This is a genomic window from Streptomyces vinaceus (genome assembly GCF_008704935.1).
Classification (GTDB): domain Bacteria; phylum Actinomycetota; class Actinomycetes; order Streptomycetales; family Streptomycetaceae; genus Streptomyces; species Streptomyces vinaceus.
Genome location: NZ_CP023692.1, coordinates 6,989,198 through 7,009,877, shown reverse-complemented (window position 1 = coordinate 7,009,877; position 20,680 = coordinate 6,989,198). Strand labels below are relative to the sequence as shown.

Here is a 20,680-nt window from a genome sequence, read left to right as displayed (position 1 = left end):
GCGCTGGCTCTGCCGCCGCGGCGAGTGATCTACTGGCACCCATCCGAGGAAGGAAGATCCAGCATGCCCACCAAGACGTTACAGATACCCACCGCGGACGGCCAGGCCGACTCCTTCGCCGCCTTCCCCGACGACGGCGAGCGGCACCCGGGGGTGCTGCTGTACATGGACGCCATCGGCCTGCGGCCCGAACTGGAGGAGAAGGCGCGCGCGTTGGCCGGGCACGGGTACTACGTGCTCGTCCCCAACCTCTATTACCGGCACGGCCCGGCACCGGTGACCGAACTTCCCGGGCACATCACGACGGAGATGCGGCCCGCGGTCTTCGCCGAGCTGATGCCCTTGATCCGGGCGCACACGACCGAACGCGCCCTGAGCGACGCCGACGCCTACCTCGGGTTCCTCACCGCCCAGCCCGAGGTCAGCTCCGGGCCGGTCGGCGTGGTCGGCTACTGCATGGGCGCCGTCCTGGCGATGCGTACGGCGGCGGCCCACCCCGACCGGGTCGCCGCCGCGGCCGGATTCCACCCCGGCCCCCTGGTCACCGACGCGCCCGACAGTCCGCACCGCCTCGTCGGCAAGCTCACCGCCGAAGTCCACCTCGGGCTGGCCGAGAACGACTTGTCGCCCGAGGGCATCGACGAGCTGGGCCGGGCCCTGGACGGCGCGGGCGTCGGCCACGCCATCGAGATCTATCCCGGTACCCTCCACGGCTTCACCATGTCCGACACCGACGCCTTCGACGCCTCCGCGGCGCAGCGCCACTGGGACCAGCTGCTCCCCCTCCTCGGCCGCAACCTGACCGGCGGCCGAGGTTCCGGCTCCGGAGCCCGGTCCGCCTGACACCCGCGGCGTCCGCTGGCGCACCGCGTGCCCGAAAAGCATGCGCGCGGCCCGGCGCTCCGGGCGCGGAGGGCCGGGCCGTACGGGGGCTCGGGCGGCTTGCGGCTGCGCCGGGGTGCCGGGTGCCGGGTGCCTGCCAAGGGGTCAGGGCTGCGGCGGGGTGTCCCGAGGCGGCTTGTTGTCGGTTCCCAGCTGCTCGTTGATCTTCTGCTGGGCCATGTCGACCTGGCTCTGGTACTTGTTGCCCGTCTTCGCGTCGATCGCGTCGCCGGCCTTGTCCACCCCTTGTCGGGCCACGTCCTCATGGCCCTTGAGCATGCCCTTGAGCTTGTCAAGCATCGACATTACGGCCTCCTTGGAAATGCTGGCGCATCCAGCATCCCGGCATACGCCGTGATCCGCATCCCGAGCGCGCCGGACCCCGTGCTCGGGCTCCTTCCACCCCGGCGCGGTCAGGCGACCGGCTCGCAGCTGCGCTCCCCCACGTCACCCAGCCGCAGCCGGTCCTCGGCGGTCGTGCCGTCGTGGCTCAGCCGGAGCCCGACGCTGCCCTTCGTGTAGTCCGGGAACCTCACGGTGTACAGCGTGCGCGCGCCTCCCGCGGCCGTGCCGACCCGGCGGACCTCCACGGGCTCGCTGCCGCAGGTCGCGGAGATCACCTCCGCGTGGTCGGCGGCGAACAGCTGCACCCAGCCGTCGGTGAAGAGCGTCGCCACGGGGCTGACCCCCGTCGGCGTCCTGACGGGCGGATCCAGAGGGTTGCTCGCGCAGGCCCGCTCGGACATGAGGCCGTAGGAGACGTGGCACAGCCTCTGATCGGAGGTCTCCCAGACGAAGGCGGCGCCGTTCGGCCACGCCTCTGCCAGCATGAACCCCTGGGGGCCCGGTGCGTCGGGACCCCCGGACTCGGCTGCCTGGAGCCGGCTCCGGGTCCGCTCGATGACGGCCGTCAGGTCTGGCGCCGAAGGCGACGGGGACGCGGACGGCGAGACCGTGAGCGAGGGCGAAGGGTCGTCACGGTCGTGACACGCGTCAGTCCGATCCCGCGGCCCGCTTCCGGAGCAGGCGCTTGTCCGGCTTGCCCCGGTCGGTGAGGGGAAGGGCCGTCAACCAGAAGACGGTGGTCGGCCGGTGGGCCGGCGCCAGCGCCTCGGCCACCAGCAGGCACGCCTCGTCGGCCGCCGCGCTCGTGGGGGCGTGGCCCGGAGACGGCACCAGGAACGCGCACACCTCCTCGCCGGTCCGATCGTCGGCCCTGCCCACCACCGCCGCATCCGTCACCGCCGGGTGCCGGGTCAGGGCCGCCTCGACCGGACCGCAGTAGATGTTCACCCCGTCCACGATCACCACGTCCTTCGCCCGGTCGTCGAGGTAGAGGTAGCCGTCGGAGTCGAAGTGGCCGAGGTCCCCGGTCCGGAGCCATCCGCCCCTCAGCACCTCGGCCGTCAGGCCGGGCTGGTTCCAGTACCCGGCCATCGTCATCCCGGACCGCACCCACACCTCCCCGGTACGTCCCGGCTCCGCCTGCGCCCCGCCCTCGTCCCGCACCTGCACCTCGACACCGGGTGCGGGGCGACCGACGGACCCGAGCAGGTGCGGCCGGTCGCTCACCCCCGCGTCGTGATCGGCCGGCGACAGCCTGCAGATCACGCCGGCTTCGTTCATCCCGTAGCCCTGCCGCCACCTCGGCCGCCCGCCCCACCGGGTGAGCGCCTGCCGCAGCCGACCCGGGTGGATGGGGGAGTTGCCGTACGACACCTGGGCGAGCCCCGGTACGCCGCCGGCGGTCTCCGGATCGTCCAGCAGTCGGTACACCATCGGGGGCGTCAGGTACGTGGAGACGGGCGCGAGGCGTCGGCAGGCCGCGGCGAACTCCCCCGGGGAGAAGGGGTCGAGGATCTCCACCCGGCCTCCCCCGCGCAGGTGCTCCAGGCACCGGCCTCCGGAGCGCTGTGCGAGCGAGGTGACCGACAGGTAGACCGACTCGACGGACCCGCCGCCACCCTTGCCCCCCTTGCCGCGCGTGTCGGTCCGGCCCGCCATCGCCGCGAACGTGGAGGCCACGCCCTTGGGCCTGCCCGTCGTACCGCCCGTGTACGTCACGCGCGCCACGTCGTCCTCACGGGCCTGCACGGCGACCGGCTCGCCCGCGCGGTCGCGGGCGAGCCGCATGAGCTCCGCCGCCCCGACGCGCGCGGCCCCCGTGTCCGGGACCGGGGTGTCGTGCACCACCAGCACCGGCGCGCAGTCGCGCAGCATGAAGTCCAGGCCGTGGGTGGCCGGTCCGACGACCACGTGGGTCAGCCGCGCGCCCCGCACGTGCGCGGCGAGCCGCACGAGCAGCGCCTCGGGCCGGTTCCCGTCCGTCACGTAGGCCAGCCCCGCCCCGCGGCCTACCCCCAGCTCGGCCAGGGCGCCGGCCAGTCGGTAGGTACCGGCCAGCACCTCGGAGAACTCCATGACGGCCGGCCCGGCCCCGATCGCGGGCCGCTCCGCGTACCGCTCGAACGCCCCGATGAGGTCCGTCACGTACCGTGCGCCCACCGCTCCACCGCCTCCAGACCCGTCCCCGCGCCGGGGACCGACCCGACCCTAGTGCGGGGTCCAGGTGAACTTGCCGCCGCCTACCCAGCGCACCACGTCCAGGTCGTCGAGGTCGTGGATCGGGATCCCGACTTCCGCGGCGATCAGCAGTACGTCCGTCATCGACATCGCCCTGCCGACGAACTCTCCGTCGATCTCGACGATGCGGAAGGGCGGGTTGCCGGGTTGGACGCCCAGGACGGTGATCCGTGCCGGGGACAGGTGAGGTGCCGATCCTTCAGTCATGCGGAAACGGTTCCACGCCGGGGCCGGTGGCGGGTGCGGCGACACGTTCCGAGGGGCCGTTCGGCTTTCCCGCCCGTCCCGCCGGGACGGCTGCGCTACCCCTCGCCGGTCGCCCGGACCGCCGCCTCCGTCAGGGTCCGCGCCGTACGCACGGCACTGGCGACGGCCTCGTCGGAGTCGAGTCCGCAGAGGTCGGTGAGGCTGAACAGGGCCTCCGCGCTGACGACCACCGCGAGGTCCCGCTTGAGCTGGGCGAAGGCCTCGGGATCCGCCGCCCCCAAGGTCCCTCGCAGTGGAGTGAGCGCCTCGTCGATGAGGCCGAAGCGGATGCCGGGGCGGCCGGACGCCGCCTCCGGGCGCGTGATGGTGGCGGAGATCATCGCGCGCACCGCCCCCTGCCGGGCCAGCACGCCGCGCAACAGGAACTCGCACGCGAAGGCGACGCGTTCGACGGGGTCCCGGGAGCCCTCGACCGGGCGGAGCGCATCGGCCGGTGCGGGCCAGACGCCGGCCAGCGCCTCACCGATCAGCGACGGGAGGTCGGGGAAGTAGCGGTAGGCGGTCGCGTCGGAGACCAGGGCCGCGCGGGCGATCGCCGGCATGGTCACCTCGGCGCCGGTACCGATGAGATCGCGGGCGGCCTCGACGATCGCCGTTCGCGTGCGCTTCTTCTGGTTGCTGCGCCCCGTGTCCGTCTCTGTCATCGCCGTCCGTTCGCCCCGTCTCCGTCCACGGCCCCACTTTACCATCGGCCACTCTCTTCATGAGAGTCCACTTGCACGAAGAGAGTGGACCTTCTACTCTCGTGAGAGCGCACTCTCACGAGCAGTCTCAGCAGGAGGCGCGATGACGTCCGAGGAGGATCCGGCCGGGCCGGGTCCGGACGCGTCCCGCCCACGTCCCGAAGGACAGCCATGCCCAGCACCGTCCACACCCTCTCCCTCCCCGCCGGCTCCCTCGACGTCACCGTCGACGAACAGGGCGGCGCCCAGGGCCGCCCCTTCCTCCTCCTGCACGGCGGCGCCGGCCCGCAGACGGTGACCCCCTTCGCCGGACTCCTCGCCGAACGGCGGCCGGCCAGGGTCCTCACCCCGCTCCACCCCGGCTTCGCCGGTACCGCCCGGCCCGACTGGCTGGGCGACGTCCGCCTGCTCGCCCGCGCCTACGCCCAGCTGCTCGACGAGCTCGGCCTCACCGGGGTCACCGTCGTCGGCAACTCCATAGGCGGCTGGATCGCCGCCGAACTGGCCCTGCTCGGCAGCGAGCGCGTCGGCGGCGTGATCCTGGTCAACGCGGTCGGCATCGACGTCCCCGGGCACCCCGTCGCCGACGCCTTCTCCCTCAGCCCCGCCGAACTGTCCCGGCTCGCCTTCCACGACCCCGCGCAGCACGCCGTGGACTTCGCCGCCCTTCCCGAGGCCGCCCGTACGGCCATGGCCGCCAACCGCGCCGCGCTGCAGACCTACTCCGGCCCGCACGCCATGGCCGACCCCACCCTCCGCGGACGCCTCGCCGAGGTCGACCACCCGACGCTCGTCGCGTGGGGCGAGAGCGACCGGGTGGTGGACGCCGCGTACGGACGCGCGTACGCGGCGGCGATCCCCGGGGCCGCGTTCGCGCTCCTCCCCCGCACCGGGCACTTGCCCCAGATCGAGACCCCCGAGCAACTCCTCACCCTGGTCTGGGACTTCGCCGAGGCCCACGCCCCCAGCGGGCCGAACCGCTGACCCGGCCTCCGCGGCCACGTCCTCGAACACGAGGACGACGGCCTACGCGCCCCCGGACGATCGCCGACGGTCAGGCCCAGTCCTTGGGGTAGTGCCGCTCCATGAGTGCGAGGAACGCCTGGGACCGAGCCGCCATCGCCCGCGCCTGCTGGACCTGGCTGGAGGTCATGTCCAGGGCGGCGGCGATGCGCTCGGCGTTCCATCCCATGCGGAAAAGGCTGTGCACCACGGCGGGCCACAGGCCCGGGAGCACTTGCGGCTCCTCCCCCGACACCACCGCCCGTGCGAGCTCGGCGCCCTGGCGCATGCGCGCCAGTTGCAGCCTCATCCGGCGCCGTTCGAGCGGTGTGGTGCCGCCCCAGATGCCGTCGCTCTCGTCCGAGCGGACGGCCATCGCCAGGCACTCCTCACGGACCGGGCAGCCGCCGCACAGTTCCTTGGCGGCCGCGATCTGGGTGTGGCTCAGCTGCAAGCCGTACGCCGGGAAGAACAGGGCCGGATCGGCGTTCCGGCAGGCCGGTGCGGACAGTCCGGGCAAGACCGCCGGGGCACCGGCCTCGATCACGCTCCGACCGCTCTGGACAACCGGACGTATCACAGTGAATCCCCTCTCGGTTCGACGACGTCAGGGAGGCTCCCTACACAGGAAACGTCGAATGTCGAGAGAGGGTTCAGAAGTCGCGCTGGATCATTCCGCCCTGATCAGGGGCGACTACTTAAGGATGTCAATCATATATATTCTTAAGTATCCTCTCCATCGGAGCAGCAGCACCAGACGAAGGGCCCAGACATGAACCCCGCCCAGCACACGGCGGCCGTCGCCGCCGAAGCAGCCGGCTTCGTCGCCACCGTCAAGGCGGCGGACCTGTCCGCCCCGGTGCCGACCTGCCCCGGCTGGACCCTCGCGGACCTCACCCGGCACGTCGGCAGCGTGCACCGCTGGTTCACCGAACTGCTCCGCCGGGGTGTCCAGCAGCCGCCGACCAGCCGTGACGTGGACCTGCGCCTGCCGGAGGAGCCCGCGGGACTGCCCGACTGGCTGGCCGTGAGCGCGGCGGAGGCCGCCGAGGTGTTCGCCGTCACCGACCTCGACGCACCGATGTGGGCCTGGGGCGTCGACCAGCACGCCCGGTTCTGGGTCCGGCGCATGCTCTTCGAGACCCTCGTCCACCGGGCCGACGCCGAACTCGCCCTCGGGATCTCCCCGCACATCGACCGCGCACTGGCGGTCGACGGCATCGACGAGTTCCTCACCAACCTGCCGTTCGCCGCCTCCTTCGCGCCGCTGACCGCCGGCCTGCGAGCTCCCGACCGGACCGTCCGCTTCAGCTGCACGGACGGCGACGGTCACCGTGACGGTGACGGCGACTGGCTGATCGGCCTGCGCCCGGACGGCTTCGCGCTGATCACCGACGAGGCCGGGAGCCGCACGGCGGACGCCAGCGTACGGGGAACCGCCGAGGATCTGCTGCTGCTCCTCTACGGTCGGCTGGACCGCGGCAGCGACGCCTTCGACCTGCTCGGCGACCAGGAGCTGCTCACCCACTGGTTCACCCACTCGGCCTTCTAGCAGGGGCCGTTACATTGGTCGCGGGCGGCCGCCGGCCGCCTCGCGGGACCGTCCCGGATCATCTGGAGGCATGGTGGGCACAGCTCTGATCGCGCTGGCCGCCGCCAGCGTCGGCGTGATCGGCACGCTCCTGGCGCCCGTCCTCTCCCAGCGCCTGACGGCCCGCACCCAGGCGGAGCAGTTCGAGCGCCAGCAGCGGACGGACCGGACCCAGCGCCTCCACCAGCAGCAGCTCGCCGAGGAGGACCGGCGCCGCGAGTGCTACGTCGCGGCCAACGCCGCGTACCGCCGCTACCGGATCGAGCTGATGAACTATCTCTGGCTGGTGGAGAAGGGGGAGATCACCCCGGAGGGCCGGCAGGCGATGGAGAGCGCCCGGCACGCGCACCACGCCGCCTTCGCCGAGGCGCAGATGATCGCCTCGACCCCGGTGATGACCGAACTGGACGTCATGACCGCGGCCCTGGCCGAGCTGTACGGCCGGACGCGGCGCCTGGAAGAGGGCCGCCCGGTGCCGGGCGGCTCCTTCCAGGAGATACACGACGAGCTGCAGGAACTCTGGAACCGCGGGCAGGAGCTGCGCGCGGTCATGCGTACCGACCTCGGCGTCGGCTGATCAGATCCCGAACGGGGCCGCGTAGCGGACGGTGCCGCTCGGCAGCGGGTGGGCCTCGTCGAGCGCGAGGGCCATCATGGCCTCGTCCGGTACCTCGATGCTCAGGCCGATGCCGTGGGCGGAAGCCCGGGCGAAGCCGAACCGCGGGTAGTACGCCGGGTGTCCGAGGACGGTGACGTACCGCTCGCCCTTGTCCTTGGCGGCCTCCAGGGCCGCGCGGACGGCGGCTGCGCCCGCGCCGGTCTTCTGGTACGCGGGCAGCACGGCCACGGGGGCCAGGCACAGGGCCGGGGTGTCCGCGATGTGGCAGCGGGTGAGCAGCGCGTGGCCGACGGGCCGACCGTCGGCCCCGACGGAGACGATCGACAGGCCGTCGATCCAGGAGGAGTCGGCGCGCAGGGCGTCGACGAGGTCGGCTTCCAGCGGGGTCTCGAACGCGGCGAGGTGGATGGCGCGGACGGCCGGGGCGTCGGCGCGGGTCTCGGCGCGGGTGATCCAGTTGCTGTGGGTACGCATGAGGATGGAAATCCGTTCCACGGTGGTTCGTACGGGGACGGCCTCGCGAGCTCACGCCCTCGGCGAAGCGGGATGGGTCGGGTCAGACCGTCGCCCGGGACGTGAGGGTGCTCCGGACGCTGCGCTGCGCAATGGCCTGGTGCGCGGTCATCAACCCCACCTCCCTTTCGTCCCTCGTCTGTGCGTGCACGAACCGCTCGAATCTACCACGAGGCCGCCATTCCGCCTTCGGAACAACGGCAGGGCGGCGTGCCGGCTTCAGTGGGGCCGGGTCATGTGGGCGAGGGTCTGGGCGGCGCTGTCGGGTGCGAAGGCGCCGGCGATCCCCTCGGCCGCGCCTTCGGCGGCCGCCGCGGAACGCGGCAGCAGGAGCTCCTCGTACGCGCGGACGGCTTCATCGGTCGCGGCGGGGCGGCGACGAGGCCTCGGGCGAGGTCGGCTCCGTCGAGCATGGCGAGGTTGGCGCCCATGCCGGAGAAGGGCGACATGAGGTGGGCGGCGTCGCCGAGGAGGGTGAGGCCGGGGGTGTGCGTCCAGGTGTGAGGGACGGGCAGGGCGTACAGGGGCCGGTTGGTGTAGCCAGTGTCGGTGTCGGTGATGAAGCGGAGGAGGTCGGGGCTCCAGCCGGTGAACTCCTTGAGCAGCGCCTCGCGTACGGCGATTTCGTCGGACGGGTCGAGGCCGGCGTCCCGGTGCCAGTCCTCGCCGGTTCGCATGCCGACGTACACGCGTACGTGCCGGTGGCTGTTGCGTTGGGCGATGAAGCCGCGGTTGTCGTCGAGGGCCATCATCGTGCCGTCTGCGGTGAGCGCGGCGAGTTCGGGGTGGCGGATGTCGGCGTCGTCGAAGCCGGTTTCGACGAACGTGACGCCGGTGTAGACGGGTGTCGCGTCCGAGAGTCGCCGGCGGACCGTCGACCAGGCGCCGTCGGCGCCGATGACGAGGTCGGCGTCGGTCGTGGTGCCGTCGGCGAAGTGCAGGCGGTGGACGCCCAGCGTGAGGGGCTCGACGTGCGCGAGCTTGCTGCCCCAGCGCACCGTGTCGCGGTGGAGCGAGTCCAGCAGGAGGTCGCGCAGCTGACCCCGGTCGATTTCGGGGTTGCCGGCGTCGGGGCCGGTGCCGCCGCCGGTGCCGGTCCCGCCGTCCGCCGCGGGCGGGGTCGTGTCGAACAGGACGCGTCCGTCCCGGCCGACCAGGCGCATCTGCCGGCCCTCGGGGCGGGCCAACGCCGTGAACTCGTCGAACAGTCCGGCCTCCCGCAGAGCCTTCAGGCCGGATTCGGGGTGCATGTCGAGGGTGCCGCCCTGGTCGCGCGCGGAGCGGGAGGCGTCCCGGTCGTAGACGGTGGCGCAGATGCCGTGACGCTGCAGGATGCGGGCGCAGACCAGGCCGCCGGGACCGGCGCCGATGATCGCGATACGGGGCGGGGTGGAAGCGTTCATGCACTCCAGAAGAGCACAACGGATACAAAAGTGCAACCGATACACTTTTGAATCCGCCACACTCACGTACCTTGATCGGGGCTGTGAACAGGGCTTTCCCATGATCAAGTCGCCCGTCCGGAGGGGCCGCAGCTAGCATCGGAGCGGTTCGAACCGCGTGGGGGAACGTGAATCCGTTCCAGACGGGAGTCCGACCAGATGGCCACACCACGTCGTATCGCTCGCTTCCTCGCCTCCGGTGCCCTGTCCACGGCCCTGCTGACGGGTGGAGGGCTCGCGACCGTGATCGCGAGTGCGACCACGTCCGCCGCCGCGGCGACGCAGGCTCCTTCACCGGCCGGAGAGATCAGCCTCAAGGCCGCGCCGACCGAGGTGAAGGCCGGTGAGAAGGTCACCTTCACCGGCCGCTCCAAGGGCCTGCCCATCGGTACGAAGGTGGTCCTCCAGCACAAGAACGGCTCCAAGTGGACCACCCTCCACGCCAACACCCTCATCAAGCAGGGCTCCAGCTTCTCCTTCGACAACACCTTCAAGACCAAGGGCAAGGAAGAGCTGCGCGTGATGGCCGGCAACTGGACCTCCCCGTCCACGACCGTGACCATCCGCTGAGCCGACGGCCGCACCGGGGGGCGCGGAGGCCCGGCGCCGTCGCCCCTTCGCGCTCCCCCCACATGGCGCAACGGTCGTTGAGCTGCACCGACCATGATCAATAGCCTGCCTTCCGGCGCGTGACATCGCGTCTGTCGGAGGGAAGGCGAACGATCCCCAGTGAAGCTCCCGATGGTGCAGCGCGCGGCCTGGCCGGCCGCGACGATGGCGCTGCTGACGATGCTCGGCACCACCCAGGCAGGCGCGGCGGCCCCATGGCAGAAGGTGGGCGCCGACGCCCTCGGCGGTGTCAGCGGCATCGCGTTCGAAGGCCGTAGCGCGGACGGGGCGAAGGTCCAGGCGCTGGTCGTGCACGACAACAAGGGCAGCGGGCAGAGGCGCCTGTCCCGGATCACCCACCGGGAGGGCTCCGACGACATCTCCCCGGTGACCTGGGACGGGCCGGAACCTTCCGACCTGGAGGCGATCGAAGCCATCCCCGGCATGCCCTCCGAGTACATGGCGGTGGCCAGTCGCGGCATCGTCTACCGCCTGAAGGTCGTCGGCGACACCGCCACGGTCGTCGACTACGCGCCGCTGCCGTCGATCGGTGAGGGCGACGACTTCGAGGGCTTCGCGCTGGTGGGCCGGAACGGGAACCTCGCCGCCCTCTGGGCGGACCGCGGAGCGGGCGCGGAGCGTCCCGCCACGCTGTACTCGGCTCCGCTCACGTTCGCGTCGTGGGGGCAGCCGCAGTTCGGCGGCGTCACCCGCCGCACGTACCGGGCACCGTATCCGGACGCCGGAGCCGCGCGGCACATCTCCGACATCTCGGTGACCGACTCCGGGCGGATCCTGGTGAGTTCGGCGGCGGACGCGGGCGACGACGGGCCGTTCGACTCCGCGGTAAGCGAGGCGGGCCGGGTGAGCGTGTCGGCGACGGGCCGGGTACGGGTCACGCTCGCGCCCTCCCCGACCCTGCTCGGCACGTTTCCGCAGTACAAGATCGAGGCGGTCGAGTGCCCGCCGGGATCCGGCGACGCCCTCCTCGGCACCGACGACGAGAACCTCGGCGGATACGTACGGACCGCCCCGTTCTGCGGAACCTGACCGGCGGTTGGCGGCCCGCGCGGTGAGCCCTGCCCCCGGCACGGCTCACCGCGCGACCGCGGCGGCGCGGGCCTACGCTGGTGACGTTGCCCGGGGCCCTCGGACGGCGGGAGAACGTGCCGTGAAGCCAACCCACATCCTGCTGGTCCGGGCCTGCGCGGCCGTGGCGGCCGCGGGCCTGCTCACCGGCCCGACGGTCGCCGGCTCCGCCGGCCCCGGCACGACGACCGGCCACAGGACGACGAGCGCCCACGGCACGACCACCGCCCGGGCGGTGTCCGTCACCGCCTCCACCCCCACCCCGGACCCCGACGCCCAATTCCCGCAGCTCACCCCGGCCGTCGCGGCGCGCCTGGACGCGGCCATACGCCAGGTCATGCGCGAGACGAAGGTGCCGGGGGTGACCGTGGGGCTGTGGGCCCCCGGCAAGGGGAGCTACGTGAAGACCTTCGGCGTGGCCGACCGGGCGACCCGCGCACCGATGACCACCGACCTGCACGTACGCATCGGCAGCGAGACCAAGACGTTCACGGTCACCGCCCTCCTCCAGCTCGTCGACCAGAAGAGGATCGGCCTGGACGACCCGATCGGCACGTACGTCCAAGGGGTTCCGAACGGGGAGCGCATCACCCTTCGCCAACTGGCCGGCATGCGCAGCGGCCTCTTCAACTACAGCATGGACGAGGGCTTCATCAAGAAGCTGCAGGCGGACCCGGAACGGAGCTTCACACCGCAGCAGTTGCTCGGCTACTCCTTCGGGCACCCCGTGCAGTTCCCGCCGGGCGCACGGTTCGACTACTCCAACACGAACCTGATCCTGCTCGGCCTGGTCGTCGAGAAGGTCACCGGCCGCCCGCTCCACGAGGTCATCACGCGGGACGTCCTGGCACCGGCCGGGCTGCGGAACACGGTCTTCCCGACCAGTGCGGCCCTGCCGGAGCCGTACGCGCACGGCTACACCGACCAGACGGCCTCGGGCAGGATCGAGGACTCGACCCACTGGAACCCCTCCTGGGCCTGGGCGGCGGGCGAGATGGTCTCCGACCTCCAGGACCTGCGCAGTTGGGCCCAGACCCTGGCCACCGGCAGGCTGCTGACGCCCGCGACCCAGGCCGAGCGCCTGAAGACGACCCCGATGAACCTTCCCGGTGACGGGTACGGGCTGGGCATCTTCGACGTCCAGGGCTGGATCGGACACAACGGATCGATCCCCGGGTACGAGGTCCTTCCGGTCTACCTGCCGCCGGCCCGGGCGACCATGGTCATCCTCCTCAACACCGATGACCAGTACCAGAACCAGGAGCCCAGCACGCTCTTCGGCCAGGCGGTCACCTCCATCGTGACGCCCGCTCACGTGTATCCCGGCCACAAGCCGGTCGCTCCCCGGAGCAGCTGACGCCGTCACTGAGTCACACCCGAGCCGACCTGCATTTTTTCTCTCTGAGTCAAGGATTGCTTGCCGATCCTTGCATGGTCGTGGGCTTCGCGGCGGCAGAGAGTGGGGGTGCCCACGACACCGCGCGACTCGCGGGCGAACTCGGCGGCGAGCCCCGACCCGGTGTCGCGGATCCGGCGCCACGCGCCGGGCCGGCTAAGGGTGTTCGACGCCACCTCGTCGTCCGCGACCCCGCGCGCCTCGCACCGCAGGTACGCGAGCGCACCGAGGTCGTGGGCTCGCACGGCGACGCCGCCGTGATCGACCGGGCGTGTGCCGGCGCCGAGGCCGTCTTCTGGCTCGCGCCGGCCGACCCGGCCGCGCCGAGCGCCGAGGCGGCGTACGACATCGCCGCCTCGGCGCGGCTCCTGCTCGACGACTCCTGGCGGGGCTCGGGCGAAGTCGCCACCCGCCGGGGCGCGCAGGCGCCGTACGGGGTCGGCGCGGTCCGCGACCACCTCTGGCCGACCGGCCGGTCCCGTGAGCGCATCACCCTCTACGACCCTCCGTACGCCACGGAGTACGTCGTCGATCGCAGCCCGCCGCCGTCCCGGCACGAGCTCGGCCGGATGACGTCACCGAGGTCGACGGCGGTACGCACGTGCGCTGGACCACCCGCGCCGAGATCCCCGTACCCGTGATCGGCACCTTCCTCACCCGCCGCCTCGTACGGCCGGTGATCACCCGCACCTTCCGCAACCTCCTCGACAACGCCGACAGCGCACTGGCCGGACGCCGGTAACTCACCCGCCGGCGGCCGCCCTTGGCTCGTTCCCTATCATCTTTCCGGTCCCGGCTGCCCACGGCCACGACGCGTCGCCGTAGGCAGCGGGAGCGAACACGATGAAAGGCAACAGGACTTGGGATTCACCGCTAAGTATCGAATACCTCTGGTCGCGGCGTGCGCGGTGGTGGCCGCCGCGGGCGGACTGCTGGCCCCCGCGGCCTTCGGAACCGAGGACGCCGGCACCACGGCCTCCGCCGGCGCCGATCCCTCCGCCACGCCCGAGGAAGCGGCGCTGCCGGAGGGCGAGGCGCCCGACGCGGCGGACGGCGACGCCGTCGTCTCCGCCGACGACCACACCTCGTTCGGCAACGGCGTCATGAGCATCGGCGGGAGCCGTGCGGCCGCGGCGCCCCGGTCGGCCGCGGTGGCCGCCGCCACTCCCCCGCAGGGCGAGGGGTGGAAGCTCTCCGGGGCCACCAAGTGGCTGGCGACCGGCTACACGATCAAGTTCTACGACCAGAAGTCCGCCGACTGGCTCGCCCCGTACGTCAAGGCGACGGCCGCGGACCTCCAGCGCATCACGAACATTCCCGTCGCCGTCGACACCCACCCGGTGGGCTGGGACTACTCCCGCCCGAGGGGCGAGGTCGTCATCGGCGTCGCGCACCGGCCCTGCGTGCCCCCGGCGGCCGAGGGCAGTATGGGCAACACCGGGTGGAAGGTGGTCCGTGACGGTTCCGGGTCCGCGAACCTGAGCTGCGGGTTCACCTCCTCCTCCCTCGCGGACACCGTGACCAGCGGCCACGCGTACATCGACGACGAGTTCTTCACCTCGGCCGGCAAGCCCACGGCGTCCATGGGTGAGGCCGTCATGCGCAACCACATCAGCCACGAGATCGGGCACACGCTGGGCCTGACCCACGCGAACCGCAGCATGACCAAGGGGGACTGCGTCAAGGGCACGGACTCGGGCGAGTTCCCCGTGATGTGCACGCCGACGTACGCCTACAAGGACAAGCGGGCGGGCACGTACGTCCAGCAGTTCGACGTGCAGGGGCTCCGCCTCCTCGCCGCCGGCGCCGGCGCGGCGCTGTCCCCTCAGGGCAAGGTGTCCGGACTCGGCGGCAAGTGCCTCGATGTCAAGGGAGGCAAGGCGGACAACGGCACCCAGATCCAGCTGTACACGTGCAACGGCACCGTCGCGCAGTCCTGGATCCTGGGGAAGGACGGTACGTTCCGCGCGCTCGGGAAGTGCCTCGACAACTCCCGCAATCTGAGCACCAACGGCAACAAGATCGCGCTCTACGACTGCAACGGCACGGCCGCACAGCGGTGGTCGGTCAACGCCAAGGGGCAGATCGTGCACACCGCCTCGGGCAAGGTCCTCGATGTCACCGGCGGCGCGACCGCCAACGGCACCGCGGTCCAGCTGTACACGGCGAACACCAACAAGCGGCAGGTCTGGGTGACTCCCAAGTAGTCCGTCCGCGGAGCCGGCCGGTGGGGACGCGCGCGTCGCTCGACGCACGCGTCCCCACCGCGCTCAGTTCCACGGATCGGTGAACGACCGTCCCGGCAGAGGCTTCGCGATGAGCGCGATCGGGACGAAGAAGTTGACCTGTCCTATCGCGATCATCAAGGTCGCGAGCGCCTTCGCGTCATAGTGCCCGGCCACCTCGGCGTACAGCTCGTCGGAGACCCGCTCCCCGCCGGCGGACGGCTGGAGCACGGCCTCCACCAGCGCCAGTGCGGCCCGCTCGGCGCCGCTGAAGTACGGGGCGTCCTGCCAGGACGCCACCGCCGTGATCCGCTCCTCGGACTCCCCGGCCTTGCGGAGCATGCCCGTGTGCAGGACGGTCAGGTAGGTGTTTCCGACGATCTGGCCGGCCCGCAGCTGCAACAGGCTGATCGTGGCACGCGGTACGGAGCGGTTGCCTGCGGCCTTGAACAGTGCCGCCGACACCTCCGCCAGCTCGGGGACGAGTTCCACGGGGTCCTGCGCCATCCGCGGTCCCGCCGGTACGTCGGCCGTGATCGTACGAGTCTGAGTCTGCATCGTCGTCTCCCTCAGGTGTCGCGCACCACCGTCATCGGCGGTGCCTTCATAGGCCTGACGGATCCCGTTCGGGAAGTGTGACGAGTACGCGGCAGATTTTTGAAGGCCGCTTCGGGGAGAGGGAGATGGCGGAAGGGGGAAGACCCACCCCTTGCCACTCTCAACTTATAGCGCACAGGGGGGCTTGCGGCAAGGCCCCCGTCGTCCCGCAAAATCGCAGCTCGTAGCCAGAAGCAGCGGAAAGAGGAGATGCACGGGTTGCCTGTGTCGACAACGAAGACGACGAAGACCGCGAAGACCACGAAGACTCCGAAGACCACCAGCGCGTTCGACCTCCCCGGTCACCTCGCCCCCAAGGCCGACCCGGCCCTGATCGCCCGCGACGAGCAGCACTTCGCCGCCCTCGCCCACAGCCTCGACCAGGCCGTCGCCGAGCTGTCCGACCGCCTCGACGAGCTGCGCAGGGCGCCCGGCGGCCTGGGCCGCGAGGCGATGGAGCGGGACAGCGAGATCCACCGGCTCACCTCCCGGCTGCGCGCCCTGCGCCGCTTCGGACTGGACCTGTGCCTCGGGCGCATCGTCGGCGCGGACGACGCCGAGCCCGTGTACATCGGACGGCTCGGCCTCACCGACGGCGCCGGCCGCCGGCCGCCGGCTGCTGATCGACTGGCGCTCCCCCGCCGCCGAGCCGTTCTTCGCCGCGACCCACGCCGACCCGATGGGCCTGGCGAGCCGCCGCAGGTACCGCTGGACCCGCGGCCGCATCGGCGACTACTGGGACGAGGTGTTCACGGCCGACGGGTTCGAAGGGCACGCCGCGCTCGACGACCAGTCCGCCTTCATCGCCAGCCTGGGCGGCACCCGCTCGCCCCGGATGCGCGACGTACTCGGCACCATCCAGGCCGACCAGGACGCCGTCATCCGCGCCAGTGCGCGCGGCGCGCTCGTCGTCGACGGCGGTCCGGGTACGGGCAAGACGGTCGTCGCCCTGCACCGCACCGCCCACCTCCTCTACTCCGACCCGCGCCTGGGGCACCGACGGGGCGGCGTGCTGTTCGTCGGTCCGCACCAGCCGTACCTGAACTACGTCGCCGACGTCCTGCCCAGCCTCGGGGAGGAGGGCGTGCAGACCTGCACGGTCCGCGACCTCCTCCCCGAGGGCGCCGGAGCACCCGTCGAGACCGACCCCGACGTGGCCCGCCTGAAGTCGTCCGCGGACATGGTGAGGGCGATCGAGAAGGCCGTCGGGATCTACGAGGAGCCGCCCGCCGAGGGCATGGCGGTGTGCACCCCCTGGGCCGACCTGTGGCTGAGCCCCGCCGACTGGACCGAGGCGTTCGAGGAGGCGGCGGGCGTCCCGCACAACGAGGCGCGCGAGCGGATCTGGGACGCGCTGCTCACGATCCTGATGGACAAGCTCGACGCGGACGGGGACGAGGACGATGACCACGACGGGGTGTCGCCGCACCAGCTGCGCAGGGCGCTGCTGCACGACGAGGAGCTGGTCGCCGCCGTCAACCGCGCCTGGCCCCTGCTCGAAGCGGCCGACCTCGTCGCGGACCTGTGGTCGGTTCCCGCGTACCTGCGGCTGTGCGCGCCCTGGCTCGACCGCGAGGACGTACGCAGGCTGCAGCGCGCGGACGCCGGCGCCTGGACCGTGTCCGACCTGCCGCTCCTCGACGCGGCGCGTCAGCGGCTCGGCGACCCGGAGGCGGCCCGCCGCAAGCACCGGCACGACGCGGCCGTCGCCGCCGAACGCGAGCGCATGGCCGGCGTGATCGACGACATCCTGGCGGCCGCCGACTTCAATTCGGCCGGCGACGACAGCGAGGGCGCGGTGCGGATGCTGCGCGGAAAGGACCTCCAGGACAGTCTGATCGACGCGTCGGCCCTGCCGAGCGCCGACCCGGACCGGCTCGCCGGTCCGTTCGCGCACATCGTGGTGGACGAGGCCCAGGAACTGACCGACGCGGAATGGCAGATGCTGCTGCTGCGCTGCCCGTCCCGGAGCTTCACGATCGTCGGGGACCGGGCGCAGGCCAGGCAGGGGTTCACGGAATCGTGGCGCGAACGGCTGGAGCGGGTGGGGCTCGACCGGATCGACGTGGCCTCGCTGAGCATCAACTACCGTACGCCGGAGGAGGTCATGGCGCGGGCGGAGCCGGTCATCCGGGCGGCCCTCCCCGACGCCAACGTGCCGACGTCCATCCGCAGCAGCGGGATCCCCGTGGCGTACGGAGCGGTGACGGATCTGGCGGGGATCCTCGACGACTGGCTCGCGACCCACGCCGAGGGGACGGCCTGCGTCATCGGCGACCCGTCGTTCAGGGCGACGCCGCGCGTCCGATCCCTGACCCCGGAGCTGTCGAAGGGCCTGGAGTTCGACCTGGTCGTGCTCATCGACCCGGAGGCGTTCGGCGAGGGCGTCGAAGGAGCGGTGGACCGCTATGTCGCGATGACCCGGGCGACCCGGCAGCTCGTCATCCTCCGCTGACCGCCGCTCGGCGGGATGTCAACGGGCCGCCCGCTCGTTCGGCCGGGTCCGGGGTGCGCGGACGAAGGGCCGGTCGCGGTCGGACACGCGGGGCAGCGGGCCCGCGGCGCGCAGGACCACGTCGAGGACGCGGTCGGGCTCGGCCGCGTAGCAGTGCGCGAACCACGCCATGTTGGCCTCGACGATCGCCCAGCCGCCGTCGCCCAGCCGGCCGATGTCGACGCACACGGCGCTGGGCAGGCCGTCCGCCGTGGCCTTGAGCACCTCGCGGGCGAACGCCTCGGCGCGCGGGTCGAGCGGGGCGGGGTCGGGGCGCCCGTGGACGGCGTAGCGGCTGCCGGCGGCGACCTCCCCGTCGCGTACGAACAGCCTGTACTCGGCGGCGAACTCCACCACCTCGCTGACCAGGACCGGTGTGCCGTCGTCCAGGGCGGCCGGCAGCGCGCTCGCGTCCTCGTACACCGCGGCCGGGAGCAGGTCGATCTTCTCCGAAGGCGGCTTCACGAAGGCGGGCCGGCCGAGCGACCGGGCTCCGGCGAGCGTCGTGAGCCGCACGGAACGGCGCAGGAGGTCCTGCGGCACGGTCGTCAGCCAGTCGTCGGCGGGTTCGAGGAGCCCGAGGCCGAGCCTGCCCGACAGGGCGTCGGCGGCGAGCGGACCCCCGTACCAGTACGTCTCACGGCCCTCGGCCTGCCGGGCGTGGGCGACGACGTCATGGCCGCGCCACGCCGCGGCCTGCGCGAGGAGCTCCGCGGTGGTGGTGCGGGGCGGGTTCAGGAGCAGGACGGGCGTGGCGTGATCGTTCATGACGGCGAGCGTACGAGGGCGGCGGGGCGGGCGGTAGGCGGATACCTCATCCGCGCGTCCGCAGCCTCCTCACCGCATGTTCACCGTTGCCGCATGCGGCGGCGCAACCGAACGTGACACGGTGAACACGTCATGCAGTCGTCCAGCGCAGCTCGGAGGAGTCTCATGCACTTCGCAAGCCGGAAGACGATACGGCCGGTGACGCCCGCGGGGAGGCGGCTGGCCACGGTCGCGGCGGCACTCACCGCGGCCTGCGCCACGGCGCTGGTGACCGCGGCGCCGGCGAGCGCCGAGGTCAAGGCCACCTGCGGGAAGTACATCTGCGTGGCCACCGCCTACCAGGGGCGTGACTTCGTCCAGGACATCACCGTCACGACCAGGGAGGGCCTGCCCGGGACGCTGCGGGCCTTCGTCGGCGACTACAACAGCAGCAGGGCCAACGTGTCGCAGGCCCGGTTCGTGGTCAACCGCGAGTTCAGGGCCTACCCGCGGCTGGCCGTCTGCGGTGGGCTGGACCGCGGCGGCAGGGTGATCGAGAACCACTGCGTGCTCATCCCCTGACGGGTGCGGTGGGCCGCCCGCGCGCTGCCCGTCCTGCGAAGATGGCGTCATGGAACGAGTGACGGGAATCGGCGGGTACTTCATGCGGGCGGCCGATCCGGCGGCCCTGAACGCCTGGTATCGCGACTGTCTGGGCCTGGATGCCGATGAGCACGGCCTCTGGCAGCAGGGGGCCGGGCCGACGGTGTTCGCGACGTTCGAGTCCGGGACCGACTACTTCGGCTCCCGCGAGCAGCGCACCATGCTCAACTTCCGGGTCCGCGACCTGGACGCGATGCTCGCGCAATTGCGCGCCAAGGGCGCGGACGTGGCCGGGGAAACGCAGGACATGGACGGCGTCGGCCGGTTCGGCTGGGTCACCGACCCCGAGGGCAACCGCGTCGAACTGTGGGAGCCCGCACAGCGGGGGTGACGGCCGCGATGCTGACGGCGCGCGGGACGGCGCCGGTCCGTGGGCCGCGGGCGCCGCGGGCCGCCCGGATCGTCAACCCGCCCCCGTCCCGGCGCCCCGCCGAACACCCGTTACAGACGGTGGACCCATTCGGCCCAAAGGTCGAAGGGGCCCGTATCCGACGGACATCCGGGCACGACGGCCCTCTCTCCAGTCCTGCCACGGCCCACTCCCCTTCTTCCCGCGGTCCGCGTCAGCACCGCCTTGACAGATGTCCGTTACAAGGAAGAGTCACGGGTATGTCTGCATTGGGTAACACGCCCCGTGTTAGTGGCTTTTGTTGGCGGTTGGGGGCCAGAGTGTGCCTCCTCGGCAGCACGCCGGGAACTGATCGGAGCCCACCCGTGCCTTCGCGGCCGGGGAGGGCCGCTGTCTGTTGAAGGGGTCATCTCCATGTCTGCTTCTCTCGCCACCCGCCGGGTCCTCTCCGCGTTCCTGGCCGCGGGCGCCCTGGTCGGCGCCGCCGCCCTGCCGGCGGCCGCCGCCGACCACCACGGGCGCGACCACCGGGGCGCGAAGTCCTCGATCGTCATCGGCGACGTCCAGTACGACAGCCCCGGTCGCGACCGCTCCGCCCGCGCCCTGAACGGGGAATGGGTCGAGGTGAAGAACACCGGCCGCCACAGCGTCAACCTGCGCGGCTTCACCCTCACGGACCGGCAGGGCAACCGCTACCAGTTCAAGGACTTCCGCCTGGACGGCCGTTCCAGCGTCAAGGTCCACACCGGCCAGGGCCGTGACACCCGCCACGACGTCTACCAGGACCGCCACCAGCAGGTGTGGGACGAGCGCGACAGCGCCACGCTCCGCGACAACCGCGGCAACGTCCTCGACTCCGACTCCTGGGACGGCCGCCGCCACCACCGCAACGGCTGACCTGGGATTCCGCCCCTGACGGGGTGACCGGC

Annotated in this window: 22 protein-coding genes and 1 pseudogene; 13 read left to right on the top strand and 10 right to left on the bottom strand. The window is 72.1% G+C overall.

What is annotated here, in order from left to right; genetic code table 11:
* Positions 1 to 63 precede the first annotated feature (63 nt).
* The gene (locus tag CP980_RS31610) at positions 64 to 843 is read left to right on the top strand and encodes a dienelactone hydrolase family protein (RefSeq protein WP_150529684.1); all 780 of its coding nucleotides are present in this window, start codon (positions 64 to 66) and stop codon (positions 841 to 843) included.
* Positions 844 to 987: 144 nt separating this feature from the next.
* Here CP980_RS31610 and CP980_RS31605 read toward each other — a convergent pair whose 3' ends face one another.
* The 5 genes from CP980_RS31605 to CP980_RS31585 all read right to left on the bottom strand — a co-directional run bounded on the left by CP980_RS31605 (position 988) and on the right by CP980_RS31585 (position 4,376).
* Positions 988 to 1,188, bottom strand: a complete 201-nt coding sequence (locus CP980_RS31605) for an antitoxin (protein ID WP_150529683.1) — start codon at positions 1,186 to 1,188, stop codon at positions 988 to 990.
* Between the two features lie 107 nt (positions 1,189 to 1,295).
* The gene (locus CP980_RS31600) at positions 1,296 to 1,712 is read right to left on the bottom strand and encodes a hypothetical protein (protein WP_150529682.1); all 417 of its coding nucleotides are present in this window, start codon (positions 1,710 to 1,712) and stop codon (positions 1,296 to 1,298) included.
* A gap of 163 nt (positions 1,713 to 1,875) precedes the next feature.
* Positions 1,876 to 3,387: a class I adenylate-forming enzyme family protein gene (locus CP980_RS31595; protein WP_150529681.1), complete on the bottom strand. Its 1,512-nt coding sequence runs from the start codon at positions 3,385 to 3,387 to the stop codon at positions 1,876 to 1,878.
* A gap of 48 nt (positions 3,388 to 3,435) precedes the next feature.
* Complete coding sequence (locus CP980_RS31590; RefSeq protein WP_099888113.1) at positions 3,436 to 3,672, bottom strand: hypothetical protein; 237 nt, start codon at positions 3,670 to 3,672, stop codon at positions 3,436 to 3,438.
* Between the two features lie 95 nt (positions 3,673 to 3,767).
* A complete protein-coding gene (locus CP980_RS31585) occupies positions 3,768 to 4,376 on the bottom strand; it encodes a TetR/AcrR family transcriptional regulator (RefSeq protein ID WP_150529680.1) in 609 nt (202 codons plus the stop codon).
* A 210-nt stretch (positions 4,377 to 4,586) separates the two neighbouring features.
* On the opposite strand from CP980_RS31585, the gene CP980_RS31580 reads away from it, so the two are divergent.
* Positions 4,587 to 5,399: an alpha/beta fold hydrolase gene (locus CP980_RS31580; protein ID WP_150529679.1), complete on the top strand. Its 813-nt coding sequence runs from the start codon at positions 4,587 to 4,589 to the stop codon at positions 5,397 to 5,399.
* Between the two features lie 70 nt (positions 5,400 to 5,469).
* On the opposite strand, the gene CP980_RS31575 is transcribed toward CP980_RS31580, so the two are convergent.
* Positions 5,470 to 5,997, bottom strand: a complete 528-nt coding sequence (locus CP980_RS31575; RefSeq protein ID WP_229907024.1) for a WhiB family transcriptional regulator — start codon at positions 5,995 to 5,997, stop codon at positions 5,470 to 5,472.
* A gap of 192 nt (positions 5,998 to 6,189) precedes the next feature.
* Between CP980_RS31575 and CP980_RS31570 the strand changes: the two genes are divergently transcribed.
* A complete protein-coding gene (locus CP980_RS31570; protein WP_150529678.1) occupies positions 6,190 to 6,969 on the top strand; it encodes a maleylpyruvate isomerase family mycothiol-dependent enzyme in 780 nt (259 codons plus the stop codon).
* 70 nt (positions 6,970 to 7,039) lie between these two features.
* A complete protein-coding gene (locus CP980_RS31565; protein WP_150529677.1) occupies positions 7,040 to 7,585 on the top strand; it encodes a hypothetical protein in 546 nt (181 codons plus the stop codon).
* On the opposite strand, the gene CP980_RS31560 is transcribed toward CP980_RS31565, so the two are convergent.
* Together CP980_RS31560 and CP980_RS31555 are read right to left on the bottom strand one after the other, a co-directional pair.
* Positions 7,586 to 8,101, bottom strand: a complete 516-nt coding sequence (locus tag CP980_RS31560) for a GNAT family N-acetyltransferase (RefSeq protein ID WP_150529676.1) — start codon at positions 8,099 to 8,101, stop codon at positions 7,586 to 7,588.
* A gap of 272 nt (positions 8,102 to 8,373) precedes the next feature.
* On the bottom strand, positions 8,374 to 9,543 hold the full coding sequence (locus CP980_RS31555; RefSeq protein ID WP_341874209.1) for an FAD-dependent oxidoreductase: 1,170 nt from the start codon (positions 9,541 to 9,543) through the stop codon (positions 8,374 to 8,376).
* A 198-nt stretch (positions 9,544 to 9,741) separates the two neighbouring features.
* Between CP980_RS31555 and CP980_RS31550 the strand changes: the two genes are divergently transcribed.
* The 5 genes from CP980_RS31550 to CP980_RS31530 all read left to right on the top strand — a co-directional run bounded on the left by CP980_RS31550 (position 9,742) and on the right by CP980_RS31530 (position 14,883).
* Positions 9,742 to 10,152 (top strand): hypothetical protein, encoded by a 411-nt coding sequence (locus tag CP980_RS31550; RefSeq protein WP_150529675.1) that lies wholly within the window; start codon positions 9,742 to 9,744, stop codon positions 10,150 to 10,152.
* A gap of 159 nt (positions 10,153 to 10,311) precedes the next feature.
* Positions 10,312 to 11,241 (top strand): hypothetical protein, encoded by a 930-nt coding sequence (locus tag CP980_RS31545; RefSeq protein WP_150529674.1) that lies wholly within the window; start codon positions 10,312 to 10,314, stop codon positions 11,239 to 11,241.
* 121 nt (positions 11,242 to 11,362) lie between these two features.
* A complete protein-coding gene (locus tag CP980_RS31540; protein WP_150529673.1) occupies positions 11,363 to 12,637 on the top strand; it encodes a serine hydrolase domain-containing protein in 1,275 nt (424 codons plus the stop codon).
* Positions 12,638 to 12,711: 74 nt separating this feature from the next.
* Positions 12,712 to 13,317 (top strand): hypothetical protein, encoded by a 606-nt coding sequence (locus CP980_RS36780; RefSeq protein WP_373312868.1) that lies wholly within the window; start codon positions 12,712 to 12,714, stop codon positions 13,315 to 13,317.
* A 219-nt stretch (positions 13,318 to 13,536) separates the two neighbouring features.
* The gene (locus CP980_RS31530) at positions 13,537 to 14,883 is read left to right on the top strand and encodes a ricin-type beta-trefoil lectin domain protein (protein WP_229907023.1); all 1,347 of its coding nucleotides are present in this window, start codon (positions 13,537 to 13,539) and stop codon (positions 14,881 to 14,883) included.
* Between the two features lie 63 nt (positions 14,884 to 14,946).
* On the opposite strand, the gene CP980_RS31525 is transcribed toward CP980_RS31530, so the two are convergent.
* Complete coding sequence (locus CP980_RS31525; RefSeq protein WP_132760068.1) at positions 14,947 to 15,459, bottom strand: carboxymuconolactone decarboxylase family protein; 513 nt, start codon at positions 15,457 to 15,459, stop codon at positions 14,947 to 14,949.
* A gap of 249 nt (positions 15,460 to 15,708) precedes the next feature.
* On the opposite strand from CP980_RS31525, the pseudogene helR reads away from it, so the two are divergent.
* A pseudogene (gene helR / locus CP980_RS31520) lies at positions 15,709 to 17,953 on the top strand (RNA polymerase recycling motor ATPase HelR).
* Positions 17,954 to 17,971: 18 nt separating this feature from the next.
* Here the strand turns inward: helR and CP980_RS31515 are convergent.
* Positions 17,972 to 18,760: an ATP-grasp domain-containing protein gene (locus CP980_RS31515; RefSeq protein WP_150529672.1), complete on the bottom strand. Its 789-nt coding sequence runs from the start codon at positions 18,758 to 18,760 to the stop codon at positions 17,972 to 17,974.
* A gap of 198 nt (positions 18,761 to 18,958) precedes the next feature.
* On the opposite strand from CP980_RS31515, the gene CP980_RS31510 reads away from it, so the two are divergent.
* From CP980_RS31510 to CP980_RS31500, 3 genes are all read left to right on the top strand, one after another.
* Positions 18,959 to 19,321 (top strand): hypothetical protein, encoded by a 363-nt coding sequence (locus tag CP980_RS31510; protein ID WP_229907022.1) that lies wholly within the window; start codon positions 18,959 to 18,961, stop codon positions 19,319 to 19,321.
* Between the two features lie 49 nt (positions 19,322 to 19,370).
* A complete protein-coding gene (locus CP980_RS31505) occupies positions 19,371 to 19,733 on the top strand; it encodes a VOC family protein (protein ID WP_150529671.1) in 363 nt (120 codons plus the stop codon).
* A 432-nt stretch (positions 19,734 to 20,165) separates the two neighbouring features.
* Positions 20,166 to 20,648 (top strand): lamin tail domain-containing protein, encoded by a 483-nt coding sequence (locus CP980_RS31500; protein ID WP_132760063.1) that lies wholly within the window; start codon positions 20,166 to 20,168, stop codon positions 20,646 to 20,648.
* Positions 20,649 to 20,680: the final 32 nt, after the last annotated feature.

Excerpts from the sequence above, each read along its gene's own strand:
- CP980_RS31590 (WP_099888113.1), bottom strand. The coding sequence starts at position 3,672 with ATGACTGAAGGATCGGCACCTCACCTGTCCCCGGCACGGATCACCGTC.
- CP980_RS31580 (WP_150529679.1), top strand. The coding sequence starts at position 4,587 with ATGCCCAGCACCGTCCACACCCTCTCCCTCCCCGCCGGCTCCCTCGAC.
- CP980_RS36780 (WP_373312868.1), top strand. The coding sequence starts at position 12,712 with ATGGTCGTGGGCTTCGCGGCGGCAGAGAGTGGGGGTGCCCACGACACC.
- CP980_RS31610 (WP_150529684.1), top strand. The coding sequence starts at position 64 with ATGCCCACCAAGACGTTACAGATACCCACCGCGGACGGCCAGGCCGAC.
- CP980_RS31585 (WP_150529680.1), bottom strand. The coding sequence starts at position 4,376 with ATGACAGAGACGGACACGGGGCGCAGCAACCAGAAGAAGCGCACGCGA.
- CP980_RS31570 (WP_150529678.1), top strand. The coding sequence starts at position 6,190 with ATGAACCCCGCCCAGCACACGGCGGCCGTCGCCGCCGAAGCAGCCGGC.
- CP980_RS31505 (WP_150529671.1), top strand. The coding sequence starts at position 19,371 with ATGGAACGAGTGACGGGAATCGGCGGGTACTTCATGCGGGCGGCCGAT.
- CP980_RS31560 (WP_150529676.1), bottom strand. The coding sequence starts at position 8,101 with ATGCGTACCCACAGCAACTGGATCACCCGCGCCGAGACCCGCGCCGAC.
- CP980_RS31525 (WP_132760068.1), bottom strand. The coding sequence starts at position 15,459 with ATGCAGACTCAGACTCGTACGATCACGGCCGACGTACCGGCGGGACCG.
- CP980_RS31515 (WP_150529672.1), bottom strand. The coding sequence starts at position 18,760 with ATGAACGATCACGCCACGCCCGTCCTGCTCCTGAACCCGCCCCGCACC.
- CP980_RS31550 (WP_150529675.1), top strand. The coding sequence starts at position 9,742 with ATGGCCACACCACGTCGTATCGCTCGCTTCCTCGCCTCCGGTGCCCTG.
- CP980_RS31565 (WP_150529677.1), top strand. The coding sequence starts at position 7,040 with ATGGTGGGCACAGCTCTGATCGCGCTGGCCGCCGCCAGCGTCGGCGTG.
- CP980_RS31600 (WP_150529682.1), bottom strand. The coding sequence starts at position 1,712 with ATGCTGGCAGAGGCGTGGCCGAACGGCGCCGCCTTCGTCTGGGAGACC.
- CP980_RS31605 (WP_150529683.1), bottom strand. The coding sequence starts at position 1,188 with ATGTCGATGCTTGACAAGCTCAAGGGCATGCTCAAGGGCCATGAGGAC.
- CP980_RS31500 (WP_132760063.1), top strand. The coding sequence starts at position 20,166 with ATGTCTGCTTCTCTCGCCACCCGCCGGGTCCTCTCCGCGTTCCTGGCC.
- CP980_RS31555 (WP_341874209.1), bottom strand. The coding sequence starts at position 9,543 with ATGAACGCTTCCACCCCGCCCCGTATCGCGATCATCGGCGCCGGTCCC.